We start from the raw sequence: 16,176 nt of genomic DNA, 5'->3' as shown, positions 1-16,176 counted from the left end.
CACTTCCGGCTTGCAATCCGCAAAATTGTATGCTACACTACTATTTGCATTAGAATGTGAAGGAGAACTTTTCAATGAGCGTTTACGAGATCGTTTTCGGCGTTATTCTGGTTGCCGTTTCGCTTTTCATCATTGTCTTTACTCTTGCGCAGGAAAGCAAGGGCCAGGGCCTGTCCGCCGCCATCATGGGCGACAACAGCTTTATGGCAGCCGGCCGTGAGCGCGGCATCGACGCCAAGCTGGCAAAGGCCACCAAGGTCTGCGGCGCGATCTTCTTTGTCGCGACGCTCGTTGTCTGCGTGCTCAGTGCGCGCCTTGGTTGAGCCGGTTGATTCGTTGAGGGACGGTCCGCTGATGCAGCGGGCCGTTTCTGTGTGTACGCAAGTTTTTTTGTGGGAAAGATGAATTTGGGGATAGGGAATATCCCCGCCGGAAGGGTCCTGCCGGACGGCAGGACGACGTTATGGAGGAGTAAAAGTATATGACAACCCTGAAACAGAATATCCTGAAAGCCGTCAGACGCAAGCCCCATTATCTGCGCGAGCTTCAGGCGGAGCTTAAAGTGGACGGCAACCGTCTGCGCTACACCGTCTCCTCGATGGTGGCATCGGGTGAGCTGACCATGAAAAACGGTCAGTATGCCCCGGGTCTGGCCACAGTGGAGAACGAGAATCTCCCCGCGGCCATTCCCTGCACGCTGGTCAAGCTGGCGGCCCGCTTCGGTTTTGCCTCCCGGGACGATGGAGAAGGGGATATCTTCATCCCCGGCCGCGCTCTGCACGGCGCCATGCCCAAGGATAAGATCATGGTGCGGCTGTTCGACCATCCCCGCGTGGAGGGCAGCTCGGAGGGTGAGGTCGTCGAGGTGACCGAGCCCCACAACACCATTGCGGGCACCGTCGTCCGCACCGATGACGGCCGCCTGGCCCTGGAGCCGGACGGCTGCAGCGGCGTCAACATCATCATCCGCAAGGGGGAGGACATGGGCGTCCGCCCCGGCGACAAGGCCGGTGCGCTGCTCTCCCTGCGCGGCGACCGCCATGCCGATCATCGCGTCTCCATCATGCAGCGCTTCGGTTCCTCCGAGGTGGCGGGGGAGTGCGCCAAGGCCATTCTCTACGGCCGTGAGGTCCGTCAGGAATTCCCCGAGGAAGTTCTGGAAGAGGCCAGGGTCATTGGCCGCGCCCGGGTCACCCAGGCCGAGATCCAGCACCGCATGGACCTGCGGGGAATCCCCATCTTCACCATCGACTCGGCGGAGACCAAGGACATCGACGACGCCATCAGCCTGATGAAGCTCAACGACGGCGGCTATGAGCTGGGCGTCCATATTGCGGATGTCAGCCACTATGTCAAGCCGGATTCGGCTCTGGATAAGGAAGCCTTTGAGCGCGCCACCAGCATCTACTACGCCGACAAGGTTATCCCCATGCTGCCCAAGCAGCTCTCCAACGGCATCTGCAGCCTGAACGAGGACGAGACCCGCCTGGCCTTCTCCTGCCTGATGCAGCTGGATGAAAACGGCAATATCCGCCAGTACCGCTTTGTCAAGACGGTCATCCGCAGCCGCGTCAAGGGCGTTTACAAGGAGATCAACGCCCTGCTGGACGACACCGCGGACGAGGCCATCCGGGAAAAGTATGTCGCTGTCTCGGCCCAGCTGCCGGTCATGCGGGAACTGTACGAGAAGCGCCTGGCCCTGCGCAAGGCCCGGGGGGGCATGGACATCGAATCCACCGAGGCCAAGCTGGTTCTGGATGAGAAGGGCCGATGCATCGACGTGGTCAAGCGGGAGCGCGGCGTCTCCGAGTGCATGATCGAGGAATTTATGCTGCTGGCCAACCAGTGTGCCGCCAACGCCGGCCGCACCCACAAGGTGCCCTTCCTCTACCGGATTCATGAGGCCCCCGACGCCGAGCGTCTGGAAAAGCTCATGACCATGCTCAAGGCCTGCGCCCTGGATGTCCGCTTCAAGGGGGAGGTCCCCACTCAGCTGGAACTGGCTGCCCTGCTGGACAAGACCCGGGGCGAGCCCATCCAGATCCCGGTGCACACCGGCATCCTGCGCAGCATGCAAAAGGCCAAGTATTCCCCCGAGCCCAAGGGCCACTTCGGTCTGGTGCTGGAGGATTACGCCCATTTCACCAGTCCCATCCGCCGGTACCCCGACCTGGCCATTCACCGCATTCTCACCGATATGCTGCTGGGAGAGAGCGCCCAGCAGCTGACTGTCCAGTATCAGGACTTTGCAGCCCGTGCCTGCGAGCAGTCCAGCCGCAAGGAAGTGGATGCCCAGCGCATCGAGCGCGACGTGGAGGACTGCTACAAGGCCGAATATATGTCCGCCCATCTGGGCGAAACATATACCGGTACGGTTTCCGGCATTACCCAGCGCGGCGTCTTTGTGGCGCTGGACAACAGTGTTGAGGGCTTTGTTCCCTCGGCGGAACTGTGCAAGGGCGAACCTGTCGTCACCGAGGGCGTGCGCATTTACGATCCGCTTACCGGCCGTCACTGGATGCTGGGCGATCCCATGCAGGTGCGCTCGGCGGCAGCCAATATTCAGCTTGGCCGTATCGATTTTACCTTTGTGCCCTGACCGGGCCTGATCACAACAGGAGGACACCCCATGCCCACAAACCGCGAGGATACCCGGACCATTCCTGCCGCCCAGGTGCAGCAGGCGCTCAAACAGGTCCTGATGGAAGTCCAGAAGCCTGCCCGCTATACAGGCGGCGAGTACAACTCGGTCAACAAGGATGCTGATAAGATGGATGTCCGGTTTGCCTTCTGCTTTCCGGATATCTATGAGATCGGCATGTCTTTTCTGGGCGAGAAGATCCTGTATGAGCTGTTGAACCGCCATGAAAACTGGTGGTGCGAGCGTGCCTTCATGCCCTGGACCGACATGAAAGCCCAGATGGAAGCCCACGATATCCCGCTGTATACGCTGGAGAGCAAGACTCCGCTGTCCCAGTTTGACATTGTGGGTTTCACGCTGGAATATGAGCTCTGCTATACCAATATCCTGGCCATGCTGCGCCTTTCCGGCATCCCGCTGCGGGCGGAGGACCGGGACGAAAGCTGGCCCCTCATCATTGCAGGCGGCCCCTGTGTCTGCAACGCCGAGCCCATGGCAGACTTCTTTGATGTCATGCAGCTGGGTGAGGGCGAGCAGATGCTGCAGGATATCTGCGCCGCGGTGGAAGAGGGCAAAAAGCAGGGCCTGACCAAACAGCAGCTGCTGGAAAAACTGGCCGGCATCCCCGGTGTCTATATCCCGTCCTTCTACGACGTGACCTACCTGCCGGACGGCCGCATTGCGTCGGTGCACCCCAACAATCCCCATGCTCCTGAGAAGATCATTAAAGCCATCGTCAAGGACCTGGACAGCTTTGTCCCGCCGGAGAACTTCATCGTTCCCATGATCGGCGCTGTGCAGGACCGCGCCTGTGTGGAGGTGCTGCGCGGCTGTGTCCGCGGCTGCCGTTTCTGTCAGGCAGGGCAGATCTACCGTCCCTTCCGGGAGCGGTCCCCCAAGCTCATCAGCGATTCCGCCCGGGCGCTCTGCCGCAACACCGGCTACGATGAACTCAGCCTGACCAGCCTTTCTACCTCCGACCACTCCAAACTGGAGGAAGTCCTGGACCGGCTCAATGCCTGGGCCGAGGCCGACCATGTCAGTCTGTCGCTGCCCTCTCTGCGGGTGGACAACTTCTCCCAGAGCCTGGTGGAAAAGACCACCAAGGTCCGCAAGAGCGGCCTGACCTTTGCTGCTGAGGCCGGTACCCAGCGGCTGCGGGATGTTATCAACAAAAATGTCACCTGGGAGCAGATCGAGCGCACCTGCACCATTGCCTTCCAGGAGGGCTATACCTCGGTCAAGCTCTACTTCATGATGGGCCTGCCCACCGAGACGCTGGAGGACATCAAGGGCATTGCCGACACTGCCCAGAAGGTGGTGGACCTGTATTACAGCCTGGACCATGCCAAGGGAAAGGGCGTGCAGGTGACCATCAGCGTGGCCTGTTTTGTGCCCAAACCGGACACTCCCTTCCAGTTCTGCGCCCAGGATCGCCGGGAGACGCTGCGGGAAAAGCAGAAGTATCTGCTCAGCTGCGTCCACTCCCGCAAGATCAAGGTCAACTACCATGACAGCGCCACCAGTGTGCTGGAGGGCGTCTTTGCCAAGGGAGACCGCCGCCTGGGCCGCGTCATTGAGACTGCCTTTGAAAACGGGGCCTTCTTTGACACCTGGGAAGAATACTTCGACTATGACCGCTGGCTGGCAGCATTCAAGACCTGCGGCGTTGATCCGGATTTCTACAATTACCGTGAGATCGCCCTGGACGAGGTGACACCCTGGGCGCATCTGGATGTGGGCGTCAGCCAGGCGTTCCTGGCGCGGGAGTATGAAAAAGCCCTGCGCGCCGAGACCACTCAGCCGTGCAACCGTCAGTGCAACGGATGCGGCGCCAACAAGCTGTTGGGAGGGCCCTGCTTTGAATACAGTAAGGATCTGGTTTGAAAAACGCGGCGAGGCCGCATACATTTCGCTGCTGGATTTGCAGCGGGTCATGCACCGCGCTCTCAAGCGCAGCGGGCTGCCGGTATGGTATACCAAGGGCTTTAACCCGCATATCTATCTGGCATTTTCCTGCCCGCTGGCACTGGGGCAGGAGAGCCTCTGCGAAAGCTGCGAGGTCAAGACTGAGGAGGAAACTCCCGATTATGAAGCCTGGGCCGAGGCGCTGCGCCCGGCCTTGCCGGAAGGACTGCGTCTGGTCAGCATCGGCCCTGCCGTTATGAAGATGGGCCGCATTCAGGCCGCCGATTACACCATCACGCTGCCTGCCAGCGCCGCACAGGCCCTGGATGCCTACAATGCCCGGGAGAGCGTCCTGGTGGAGAAAAAGACCAAGAGCGGCAAAAAGCAGCTGGATCTCAAGCAGTATATCCCCAGTGTGCCGTACAAGGTAAATGGGGAGCAGGCCTCCTTTTCTATCCGTCTGCCCGCGGGGGATGCCCTTAACCTGAACCCGGCGCTGCTGGTGGGGCATCTGCAGGAACAGTACGGTCTGCCTGCCTGGCAGTGTCATATTCTCCGCACCCGCATCTATGCGGAGGATGGCATAGAATTCCGCTGAGCATCAAGCTTCACAGAAAAAGCCGACACAAGGGAGTGAAATCCTTTGTGTCGGCTTTTTTGTGTACGGGAAGGAGGCCTATTGGGCAGGTCACAGATATTCAGACAAGACCGCTTTGAGCATATGGGGAAGGCTGCGATTTTGCCCGGCAGCTACGACAGGGAGACGGTGCCCCAGCCGGGAGAGCAGTTCGTTTGTGATGGTCCCGCACTGTTCCGCCACTGTCTCGGCACGAATCTCTGCCATACTGTCCCGCCCGATCAGCGTTACCATATCCCCCGGGGCCGTATCGGCCACGTCGGTCACATCCACCAGCAGCTGGTCCATGCACATGCGCCCCACCATGGGGCAGGGGATACCGCGGATGAGGACTCTGCCTCCCCGTTCCGCCAGACATCGGGGCAGGCCGTCGGCGTATCCGATGGTCACCGCTGCGAGCCGGGTGGGGCGACTGGCGGTAAAGGCACGTCCGTAACCGGCAGTATCTCCCGGGGCAAGGCTGCGGACGGATGCGATGCGGGCGCGCAGGGATAACACCGGCCGCAGATCCAGATTCCGGCAGACAGGGGAATCATCGCTGTATATACCGTACAGAACGATCCCCGCCCGGGCGTAATCGGTCCCCTCGCAGGAGCGATTGAGAATGCCGTAGCTGGCCATCAGATGAGTCTTTCCGGGATGGATTCCCATGTCGGTCAGCTGCTGCACGGCATGGCTGAATGCACCGGCCTGCCGATTGGTATATTCCACGTTGTCCGCCAGCAGACTGTCGGAAACGCACAGGTGAGAAAAGATGCCGTCCACCCGGATGCCGGGCAGGCGATACATTTCGGCAATGGCAGCAATGTCGTCGGCGGGAATCCCCAGCCGATGCATGCCGGTATCAACAGCCAGATGCACATGCACATGGTATCCGGCATTTGCAAGGGCACGGCCGTGTTCGATATCGGCCACGGTCTGGGTCAGACGCCACCGGGCGAGCAGCGGTGCCTGCTCCGGCGGGGTCCAGCCAAGGATGAGGATACAGCCCCGAATCCCTGCTCGCCGCAGAGCAATTCCCTCTGCCGGGCATGCGACGGCGAAGGCGCGAATGCCGTCCCGCTGCAATGTGCGGGCCACCTCTTTTGCACCGTGTCCATAGGCATCCGCCTTGACAACAGCCATCAGCTCACAGCCGGGGCCGGCAGCCTGGGTGAGAAGCCGGGCGTTGCTGCGCAGGGCGTCAAGGTCGATCTCCCGCCAGGCACGGGACCGGGCGGGGGAAGGCAGCGGACGCAGCCGGTACAGGATCAGGGAGAGCGCCACAGTCAAGGACAATACGGCGAGAAAGTGCGGCAGACTGCTTTCCACAAAAACAGACCAGGTGTGCGTCAGCCTGGCCAGTGCACGGACCATGACGATGCAGGCCGGATGCAGAAGGTAGATCAGCAGGGACAGGTCCCGCGCAGCATGGATTCGCCCATGGTTGCAGCCAAGGAGCAGCGAAAACAGAAAAATCATGCACAGGGGCAGCAGCAGGTACATGCTGTCATGGCGCTGGACATCCATGCTGCGTAGAAAAAATGCCTCCAGACTCATGCCGGACAGGACAAGGCAAAAACCGGCAGCAGAAACTTTTGCCCGCAGCCGGATGCTCCGCGCACCCAGGAGCAAAAACAGCGGAACCAGGAATACCCCGTTGCGGGTGTACTCCGTTATGGCAAAGATCCAGTCATAGAAGTGCCGGAATACCGGCAGACGTGAGACGATTCCGTAGTAGCTGTCCCCGCCCAGCCCAATCAGGTAGAGTACCACGGCGGCGGCCAGGGCGGGGCGCTCTTCCAGGCGAAGGAGCAGCCGGGTCAACATGACTCCCCAGATCAGGGCAGGAAAATACCACAGGTGATAGAGCGTTCCTTCCCACAACACAGCCCGCAGCCATTGGGAGAATGAAAAGCCTCCCGCGTACAGATTCAAAGGCAGATACAGCACGATGGCCGCACCATACAGAAGCAGGGTCTTTTTGATGAATTTTCCGGTACCCTTCCATTGATTCCGTGCAAGAAAATATCCGCTGATCATGAGAAAAAAGGGGACTGCCACCCGGGCAGCTACCCGGGTCAGCCAGAAATCCAGCCCGACGGAAAGGCCGGCCAGCGGCGAGGTATGGATGGCGACCACCAGTACCGCAGCCATCAGCCGGAAGCCGTCCAGGGCAGGGGACTGCCGCCGCATCATACGATGCCCTCCCACCGGGTCAGGATAAAGCCGCCCGCATTGTCGCAGAAGGCCTGCCGGACACAGCCGTCGGAGGTGTTTTGCCCGGCGGTGTGGTCATCGGTGCGGGAGACATACACCTTCCGGCCGTTTTCCAGTGTGCAGGTCAGTTCCTGACGGCACAGCAGGTCGAGGTACTCTTCCAGGCAGACACCGTAATGTTCCATGAGCAGGGCGTGGGGTACGCCTACATAGCGGAAGTGCCAGGGTTCGGCGGCAATGCCGGTTACGGCCTGCTTGTCGGCCCGGTAGCGCTCTACAAAACCGTAGCGGGGGGCAAGGCGGCGAAAGCTCCCGCAAACACCGTCGTAAGGAAAGTTGGGGCGGATGAAGTCGATCTCGGGAGCAGCCAGGGCCAGGTCAATGGCAAGCCCTGTCTCGTGTTCGCTGCATCCGGGGTAAGCCACATAGCTGCGGGTGAATGAGGGGCCTTCCTTTTTCATGGTGTCGTCCCAGATAGCCTGCTGCTCTGCATGGCTGCGCCAGCCGGAAACAGGAATGATCTGTCCCTCTCCGCCCGCGGCCCGGATACAGGCAGAAAGCAGCAGGGAAGCGCGGCGCTCCATCAGAATTTCGGGATACGCGGGATCGGGCGCAGCCAGCTCAGGAACGGTGCTGTCCGGCAGGGGATGGCTGCGGTTGACAAGCATCAAATCCCTGCGGGATGTCTCAAGCTCTGAACAGGTCAGCACTTTCATTGCTGGGGCACCTCCAGTTCAATCATGCGGGTCAGCAGTTCGGAAAAGCCGATGCCTGCCGCCTTCATCATGCTGGGATAGCGGCTGTGGGAGGTGAAACCGGGAATGGTGTTCACCTCATTGAAGACAATTCGGCCTTCCGGCGTCAAGAACATATCTACCCTGGCAAAATCACGGCAGCCTAGAGCGCGATAGATTTTGCGGGCAGCCTCCTGGATGTGCCCAGCGGTTTCTTCCGGGATACGGGCGGGACAGTGGATGGCGGAGGTCTTGAGCGTGTACTTCTCGGTATAATCAAAGAAGCCCTGGGACAGTTCAATCTCATCTACGGCGCCGGTGATAAGGGTCTGGCTGCCCAGCACTGCACATCCCACCTCAAAGCCGGGCACTGCTTCCTCCAGCAGGATTTCGCTGTCATACTGGAAAGCTTCCCGTACGGCGTCGGGCAGAGCCAGAGGCTCCTTCACCCGGCTGACGCCGAAGGAGGAACCTGCCCGAACCGGCTTGACGAAAAGGGGCCACCCCAGTTCTCCGGCGCGCTTCAGAATCTCGTCAAAGGCGGCATCCCGGCCAAAGGCAAAGCTTTTGGGAACCTCCACGCCGGCCAGAGCAGCCAGCCGGTGTGCCCGGTCCTTGTCCATGCAGAGGGCGCTGGACAGAGTGCCGCAGCCGATCAGCGGGGCACCGGCAAGCTCAAAGAGTCCCTGTACGGTTCCGTCCTCCCCATTTCTGCCGTGCAGAACCGGGAAAACGGCATCGTAATGTTCCGAGCGGGGCAGGCCGCCGCAGAGCATCAGAAGATTTGCCCCACGGTCGAGGGCCACGGCACAGGGGGTACACCAGGCGGTGTTTTTGCACCATTCTCCTGTTGAGATTGCCTCCACAGGGCCGGTGTACCGCAGCCAGCGTCCCTCCTTGGTGATGCCCACCGGGATTGCTTCATACCGGGATGCATCCAGATTGGCAATTACTGCCGACGCCGACACCAGAGAAACCTCATGCTCGCTGGAGCAGCCTCCAAACAGAACAAGTATTCTTTTGCAAGTCATCACAAAAACCTCCCGACCAAATGTGCGGACAGAGATGCCGCCGTCCTTGTGTTCCGGAATCTGGAGCACAAAAGGGGCATGGGAACTGTCCCGGCGGACGGATGACAAGAAAAATGCTCCGCCCGCTGCCTAATATGGTAGCAGGGCGGAGCATTTGAGGTTTCAAGACTTTTTGATAAAGAGTTTGTGATTTTCCTTATAAAATCTTACGATTTTCTTGCGGCGGCATTGGAAGAGAGGGATTTGCCCGAAGCGGGTGCCGCCAGGGGCAGCCGGACAATAAACCGGATTCGTTCGTCGGCACTTTCCGCGGTGATGGTACCCCTGTGCAGCTCCACGATCTCTTTGGCAATGGCCAGACCAAGGCCTGCGCCGCCGGTCCGGCTGGCCCGAGACTCATCCAGACGGAAGAACTGTTCAAACAGACGGTCCAGCTTTTCCGGCGGAATGGTGCGGCCGTGGTTTTCAAAGGTCAGCACAATCTCCGACGGCAAAACCTCGGCCTGAATCGTGACCTCTGTATCGGGATAACTGTAATGACAGGCGTTGCGCAGCAGATTGTCAAATACCCGGGCCATTTTGTCGGGGTCACAGGCATACTCCATCCGCGCAGGCAGATCGGTCCGGCAGGAAAGATGCTTTTCGGCAAGCATGGGGCCAAACTCGCTGACCACCTGTTCCAGCATGCGGGTCAGATCGGTGATGCGGGGTTCCAGCTCAATGTGGGACAAGTTGAAGCGGGTGATGTCAAAGAATTCGTTGATGAGATCTTCCAGCCGTTCGGCCTTGTCCAAGGCGATGTTGGTGTAGCGGGCTCTCAGCTCGGTGGAGATTTGGGGCTCGTCTCTCAGCAGGGTCAGATATCCGATCACGCTGGTCAGGGGCGTTTTCAGGTCATGGGCCAGATAGACGATCAGATCATTTTTGCGCTGCTCGGCCTCCCGGGCAATCTGAGCGCTGCGCTGCGCCTGCTGGCGGGCCAGTCGCAGCTGAGCCTCGGCTATGTTCAGCTCAGGCGGGAGCTGCAGATAGGAGGAATCCTCATCCAGCAAATGAGCGGCGGCATTCACTACGGTGTTCAGCTGCTTTTGCGGGTAACGGAAAAACCAGTATGTCACAAAAAACCAGGCACTTCCGCAAAGAAGGATCACAACCAGCAGGGCGGCATCCCGGACCCCTGCCATAAAGTAATAGAGAGGCAGGGTGATCCGGACAAGAAAGACGTTTTGGGAATAATAGTAGATGTTGACCAGCGTATGATAGAGGTTGAGCCCGATCAGAAAGATAAGAAAAATGGCTGCCGCTGCGCCGGCCAGCGAGAGAAGATACAGCCATACCGTGGAAAAGGCGCTGCGGCCGTACTGGGTCCAGCGCGGCTTGGCCCGTTTGCTTTTCTTACTCAATGGTGTAGCCCACCCCCCAGACAGTCTTGATGAATTTAGGCTTGCGGCTGGGTTCATGCATCTTTTCCCGCAGCCGTGCAATGTGGGACATGACGGTGTTGTTGCTGTCCATATATTTCTCGCCCCAGACAGCCTCAAACAGTTCCTCGCTGGAGACTACACTGCCGCGGCGCTCGCACAGATACCACAGAATGGAAAATTCCAGCGGAGTCAGGGAGAGCTCCTCCCCGAACAGAAGGCATTTGTGATTGCTTTTGCAGATTTGCAGCCCGCGGAAATCGTATTCTTCCGGTTCCCGGGCAGCGGTCTCGCTCTTGTTGTAGCGGGTATAGCGGCGCAGCTGTGTCTTGACACGGGCGATGAGCTCCAGCGGATTGAAGGGCTTGGTGATGTAATCGTCCGCGCCCAGGGTCAGGCCCATGATTTTGTCCATGTCCTCCACCCGGGCGGTCAGCATGATGATGGGGAAAAGGTGGCTCTGGCGGATTTTCTGGCACAGGGCAAAACCGTCCATATCGGGCAGCATGACATCCAGAATGGCCAGGTCTGGCTCGCAGCGTTCCAGACAGGCCAGGGCGTCGGTGGCGTTGTAAAACTTGTGCACCTGGTAGCCTTCATTTTTCAGACAGACTTCCACCAGATCCGCTATGGCGGCTTCGTCGTCAACAATCAGAATTTCACTCATCGCAGATTTCCTCCCATGGATTGGCCGCAGCAGTCCCTGATAAGAACAAACAGCGGCTTATCCATGTATAGCAGAAAATCCCGCCCCTTGTCAATACCGTCACCCGGACGCAAAAACGCCCCCGGGCAGGCGGCGGATGCCGGGCCCGGGGGCGAAAAACTGCCTTAACGGATGCAAGGATAGGCACAGAAATTTCTGTCTGCGGGAAGAATTACTCCACGCTTACAAAGTCCTGACCGGCCTTCACGCTGCCGGAGGCCAGCGTTTTGACCGCGGCATAATCGTCGGTGTTGCAGACGATGAGCGGGGTAGTGCAGAGGTAACCTTCGGCATGGATGGCGTCCAGATCAAAGCTGATGAGCAGATCGCCCTTTTTCACCTTGTCGCCGGTCTTGACGTGGGGTGTGAAGTGCTTGCCGCCCAATTTGACGGTGTCAATGCCGATGTGCAGCAGGATCTCGGCGCCGGTAGAGGTCACAAGGCCGATGGCGTGGTGGGTATCGAAGAGATTATCCACGACGGCGTCGGCGGGGGCGTAGAGCTTACCCTCGGAGGGCTCGATGGCGGCGCCCTCACCCAGGGCGCAGGAAGCAAAAGCCTCGTCCTTGACCTCGGACATGGGCACGACGGTGCCGGTCATGTGAGCGGCCAGAGTCTCGGGAGTCATCTTGGATTTTGCGGGAGCGGGGGAGGCAGTGGGGGCAGACTGGCTGGCGGCAGGCTTGCCGTCGTCGATGGTGACGGCATCGGCGGCAGGAGTTTCCATAAAGTCCACCAGGTTGGATTTGATGACGGCAACCTGAGGCCCGTAGATGACCTGAATGCCGTCGCCCTTGTGCACAACGCCGGAAGCGCCGGTCTGACGCAGGATGGCGTCATTGACCTTGCCGGGGTCCACAACAGTCACGCGCAGACGGGTGGCGCAGCAGTCCACATCGGAAAGGTTGGCCTTGCCGCCCAGACCCCGCAGGATCATCTCGGAGGTGGCGTCGCTGCTCTTGGCGCCGTTTGCGGTATCGGGGCCGACGCCGGTCTTCTCCTTGAAGTCGGCGCGGGTATACAGTTTGGTTTCCTCGCCGTCGTCCTCACGGCCGGGCGTCTTGAGGTTCATGCGGGTGATCATGAAATAGAAGGTGAAATAGTACAGAACAAAATAGAAGACACCGACGATGACGACCCAGATCCAGTGGGTTTTCTCGTTGCCCTGCAGGATGCCGAAGAGGGTCAGGTCGATGAGGCCGCCGGAGAAGGTCATGCCCACACCTACGTTAAAGATGTGCATCAGCATATAGGACAGACCGGCATAGACGCAGTGAACGGCGTACATGGCGGGCGCTACGAAGAGGAAGGTGAATTCCAGCGGCTCAGTGATACCGGTAAGCATGGAGGTCAGCGCGGCGGAGAGCAGCAGACCGGCAACGACCTTGCGCTTTTCGGGACGGGCGGTGCGGTACATGGCCAAGGCAGCACCGGGCAGACCGAAAATCATGAGGGGAAACTTGCCTGCCATGAACCGGGTGGCCTCAACCGAGAAAACAGTGGTGCTCTTGGAAGCAAGCTCGGCAAAGAAGATATTCTGCGCACCCTGAACGGTCACACCGTCGACGATGGCGGTACCACCGACGGCAGTCTGCCAGAAGGGCATGTAGAATACGTGGTGCAGGCCGAAGGGAATCAAAGCGCGCTCGATCAGGCCGTAGATCCAGGTGCCGATATAGCCCGAGCTGATGACCAGATTGCCCAGCATGCCGATGCCGGTCTGCACCACCGGCCATACGTAGAACATGGCGATGCCGACGACCAGATAGACCGCGGTACATACAATGGGAACAAAGCGGGTTCCGCCGAAGAAGGAGAGTACCTGGGGCAGCTGGGTCTTGTAAAAGCGGTTGTGCAGCGCAGCAACACCAAGACCGACGATAATGCCGCCGAAGACGCCCATCTGCAGGGTGGTGATGCCCAGCATGGAGGTGGTGGTATTGGGGGCCATGGCCTCAACGCCGCCGGCAGCATTGATCATGGCGCTGATGGCGGTGTTCATGACCAGGTAGGCGATGGCACCGGAAAGGGCGGCCACTTCCTTCTCCTTCTTGGCCATGCCGATGGCAACGCCCATGGCGAACAGCAGGGCGAGGTTGTTGAAGATCGCGCTGCCGCACTGATTCATGATGTCGAGGATGGTGTAGATGAGGGTGCCCTGATGGATGACGCCGGACAATCCGTAGGCAGCCAGCATCGTCTCATTGGTAAAGGAACTGCCGATGCCGAGCAGCAGGCCTGCCACCGGCAGCAGTGCGATGGGCAGCATAAAGGAGCGCCCGACTCGCTGTAAAACGCCGAAAATTTTGTCTTTCATTCCGATTCCTCCTTGTGGATCATGCAATGGTGGAAAAACAGGGACTTTATATAAAAATAGACCTATACAGACCTGCCTCAAGGTATGAGACAAGGTATGTACAGGTCTAGCCTACATAACAAGGATGAAGTCACTATCCTGGAAATATTCAATTGTGACTGCGATGACGAATCAGGAGGGGACCTCGCGGAGATCTCCGCTGACCCGTTTGAGGTGGATGGTCAGATAAATCAGTTCTTCCTGCGAGAGGGTCTTGTGCCAGGTGTTCTTGACATATTCCGCAACACACTGGGCGCATTTGTAATGCTGTTTGCAGTTGCGCGCGATCAGTGCGCGGAAGGCGGCATCGCTTTCATCGGGGCTGTCGGTCATGAGCTTGTCCTGGAAAAGGCGCTGGGCAAAATATCTCAGGTGCACTACAAACCGGTTGAAGGCGAGAGACTCCCGGTCAAAAACGCCCAGATCCCGGTAAAAATACTCAACCACCTCGATCACGCCCTCAATCAGGCGGGTGATGTCGTACATTTCGCTCATGGTGGTGTTGAGCTCGGCATTGACGATATGCAGGGCGATAAAGGCGGCCTCATCGGGATTAAGGTCCACACCGCAGCGCTCCCGGATCAGGGAGAGGCATCGCTGTCCCAACTGATATTCGGCAGGGTAGTAGCAGAGGATGCTTCCGGCCAGGGGGTTCTTGAACTCGATGCCCTGAGCCTTGCGCTGGATGGCAAAGCTGATGTGATCAGCCAGGGTAATGAGAAGAGACTCGTTGAGTGGTTGGTGAATCGTGGACTTGATCTCGGCAATCAGGTCTTCGGTCAGCGCCAGATGTTCCAGAGGAATCTGTTCCACCAGTTCCCGAAGCCGGCGCTGTTCGGTTTTATCCTCCATGCGGTAGACTTTTTCCACGTCGGATGCGTCGACCCGCTGGCCGATCTTACGCCCGAAGCCCAGGCCGCGGCCTGTCACAATCAGCTCGGCGCCCTTGTCATCGACAACGCACAGGATGTTGTTGTTGATGACCTTTTTGATCCGCATCCTGTAAGCCTCCTCAAACCGCCAGGGCAAAAAAATAACCAGCCCCATCAAATACCATCCCTGTTTCCAGAAGGTCCCGACGGAGTTGGTCTAGCCCGCATTACCGGTAACAATCCAACTAAAATTCACTGTTGCCATGATAGCACGCGCAAACAGGGAAGTCAATCGGTTTCTCGGCTGTATATGTTTTTTCGGCAAGCTGCTCAAATAAAGTAAATCGAATTGGGCAAAATGAACAGGCGTCAAACGATCAAACAACGGCTCTCAAGTCTGCCCCAAGGCTTGTGGAAGAGGCAAACAGAGGGGCGATTATGCATCATCCCCAATGCCCAGCATTCGAAGCGTGCGGCGATCTTTTCTGCCGCCGAAATATTTTTGCAGCACCTGGCTGAAAACAGTGCATTCCGGTGAGGCACAGGCAAACAGTGTCATGGAAGAGCAGAGTTTGCGGTCATCGGGGCGTCCGAACACCTGCACGGGATCATTGGTATCCAGCGCGAGAAGGGCACGGGAAATCTCCAGCAGATTGCCGCCGAGATATGGGTCCTGAAGATAGGCTCTGGCCTCATCCAGACTACGAATGGCATAATACTGTGATGTGGCACTGTGCCCCAATCCCTGCAGCTGAGGAAAGATAAACCACATCCAGTGGGTAACTTTCCGGCCGTTTTGAATTTCTGCCAGAGCCTGCCGGTAGCTGGTTTGCTGGGCAGAGACGAAGCGGTACAAATCATTTTGGAGCGCCATGGAAATCCCTCCTCATATGGCCATAAATGTGACGGGTGCGGTATTCATTTCCGCAGGCGGGCCTTTATCCGGGATGCAGCCTTCGGACCGGTGTGACAAAGCATGGAGCAGGAAAAACATAATCCGGGAATACTCGAGCTCATAAAGCTTTGGTGTATCTTCGGGTGGTTATTGTGCGCCCGTCCACACAGTTGGCAATCTTGTCCTGCAACACAAGACCATTGTTTTCCATTACTTTCGCAGAGCCTGGATTGTCGTCGTCGCAGGTGATTAAAACGGTGGAGATACCAAGGCTTTTGGCTTTTTCCAGCGCCAGTCCAAGCATCAGGGTGCCGTAGCCCTTGTTCCATTCTGAAAAACGGATGCCGTAGCCGATATGTCCGCCATACCGCTTCAGGGCGTCGGTCAGTTTGTGGCGTACACTGATTTCTCCGATAAAGTAGTCCCTGTCCTCGTTCACCAGCCAGTAAAAGTGAGATCCCACACGATCCGGAGGCAAATTGCGCTCATTTCTGTAGTTGTCGTATTTTTCAAAAATGTCATACGCCCGTGCATCATCAAAGGCATAGGTCTGAACGCCGTTGCGTCTGTACTCGTCACCGGCCTCCATGTATGAGTTCAGGTATCTTTCACAGGGCTCCACAAGAGCAATCATCCTTGAACCTCCTATAACGGCATACGGGCAATTCCGGTGGAACTGACCCGCCTGTTGTGAAATATCGATTCAATTCAAATGAATATCCGTCGCTGTAAGGAAGAAAATCCCAACCGTATTACAGCGGCTTTGCAGTAATCTT

13 protein-coding genes are annotated in these 16,176 nt (G+C 58.3%); 4 read left to right on the top strand and 9 right to left on the bottom strand.

All coding sequences use genetic code 11. The features are described from left to right. The first annotated feature begins 74 nt into the window (after positions 1–74). From secG to INF35_RS02510, 4 genes are all read left to right on the top strand, one after another. Positions 75–323 (top strand): preprotein translocase subunit SecG, encoded by a 249-nt coding sequence (gene secG / locus INF35_RS02525; protein WP_193499961.1) that lies wholly within the window; start codon positions 75–77, stop codon positions 321–323. A 158-nt stretch (positions 324–481) separates the two neighbouring features. After that, a complete protein-coding gene (gene rnr, locus INF35_RS02520) occupies positions 482–2,599 on the top strand; it encodes a ribonuclease R (RefSeq protein ID WP_193499960.1) in 2,118 nt (705 codons plus the stop codon). Positions 2,600–2,629: 30 nt separating this feature from the next. Continuing rightward, the gene (locus INF35_RS02515) at positions 2,630–4,528 is read left to right on the top strand and encodes a TIGR03960 family B12-binding radical SAM protein (RefSeq protein WP_193499959.1); all 1,899 of its coding nucleotides are present in this window, start codon (positions 2,630–2,632) and stop codon (positions 4,526–4,528) included. After that, the gene (locus INF35_RS02510; protein WP_193499958.1) at positions 4,503–5,147 is read left to right on the top strand and encodes a TIGR03936 family radical SAM-associated protein; all 645 of its coding nucleotides are present in this window, start codon (positions 4,503–4,505) and stop codon (positions 5,145–5,147) included. The genes INF35_RS02515 and INF35_RS02510 overlap by 26 nt, the downstream gene beginning before the upstream one ends. A gap of 90 nt (positions 5,148–5,237) precedes the next feature. Here INF35_RS02510 and vanT read toward each other — a convergent pair whose 3' ends face one another. The 9 genes from vanT to INF35_RS02465 form a co-directional block, all read right to left on the bottom strand. After that, on the bottom strand, positions 5,238–7,364 hold the full coding sequence (gene vanT, locus INF35_RS02505) for a serine racemase VanT catalytic subunit (RefSeq protein ID WP_193499957.1): 2,127 nt from the start codon (positions 7,362–7,364) through the stop codon (positions 5,238–5,240). Beyond that, entirely contained in the window at positions 7,361–8,101 is a 741-nt protein-coding gene (locus tag INF35_RS02500) for a D-alanyl-D-alanine carboxypeptidase family protein (protein ID WP_193499956.1), read from the bottom strand. Before INF35_RS02500 ends, vanT begins: the two co-directional genes overlap by 4 nt. After that, complete coding sequence (gene vanG / locus INF35_RS02495) at positions 8,098–9,150, bottom strand: D-alanine--D-serine ligase VanG (RefSeq protein ID WP_193499955.1); 1,053 nt, start codon at positions 9,148–9,150, stop codon at positions 8,098–8,100. Before vanG ends, INF35_RS02500 begins: the two co-directional genes overlap by 4 nt. A 206-nt stretch (positions 9,151–9,356) precedes the next feature. Next, entirely contained in the window at positions 9,357–10,553 is a 1,197-nt protein-coding gene (locus INF35_RS14010) for a sensor histidine kinase (RefSeq protein ID WP_328740290.1), read from the bottom strand. After that, positions 10,546–11,238: a VanR-ABDEGLN family response regulator transcription factor gene (vanR, locus tag INF35_RS02485; protein WP_193499953.1), complete on the bottom strand. Its 693-nt coding sequence runs from the start codon at positions 11,236–11,238 to the stop codon at positions 10,546–10,548. The genes INF35_RS14010 and vanR overlap by 8 nt, the downstream gene beginning before the upstream one ends. A gap of 211 nt (positions 11,239–11,449) precedes the next feature. Further along, a complete protein-coding gene (locus INF35_RS02480; protein WP_193499952.1) occupies positions 11,450–13,594 on the bottom strand; it encodes a PTS transporter subunit IIABC in 2,145 nt (714 codons plus the stop codon). A 171-nt stretch (positions 13,595–13,765) separates the two neighbouring features. After that, on the bottom strand, positions 13,766–14,632 hold the full coding sequence (licT, locus tag INF35_RS02475) for a BglG family transcription antiterminator LicT (protein WP_193499951.1): 867 nt from the start codon (positions 14,630–14,632) through the stop codon (positions 13,766–13,768). Positions 14,633–14,941: 309 nt separating this feature from the next. Further along, on the bottom strand, positions 14,942–15,379 hold the full coding sequence (locus INF35_RS02470; RefSeq protein WP_193499950.1) for a DUF1810 domain-containing protein: 438 nt from the start codon (positions 15,377–15,379) through the stop codon (positions 14,942–14,944). A gap of 139 nt (positions 15,380–15,518) precedes the next feature. Next, positions 15,519–16,034 carry a GNAT family N-acetyltransferase gene (locus INF35_RS02465; RefSeq protein ID WP_193499949.1) on the bottom strand — a complete coding sequence of 172 codons (516 nt, stop codon included), beginning with the start codon at positions 16,032–16,034 and terminating at the stop codon, positions 15,519–15,521. Between the last annotated feature and the right edge of the window lie 142 nt (positions 16,035–16,176).

Origin of the sequence: Gemmiger gallinarum (assembly GCF_014982805.1) — a bacterium.
Taxonomy (GTDB): domain Bacteria; phylum Bacillota; class Clostridia; order Oscillospirales; family Ruminococcaceae; genus Gemmiger; species Gemmiger gallinarum.
The sequence above is the reverse complement of the archived record's forward strand: the minus strand, read 5'-3'. Positions and strand labels throughout refer to the sequence as shown.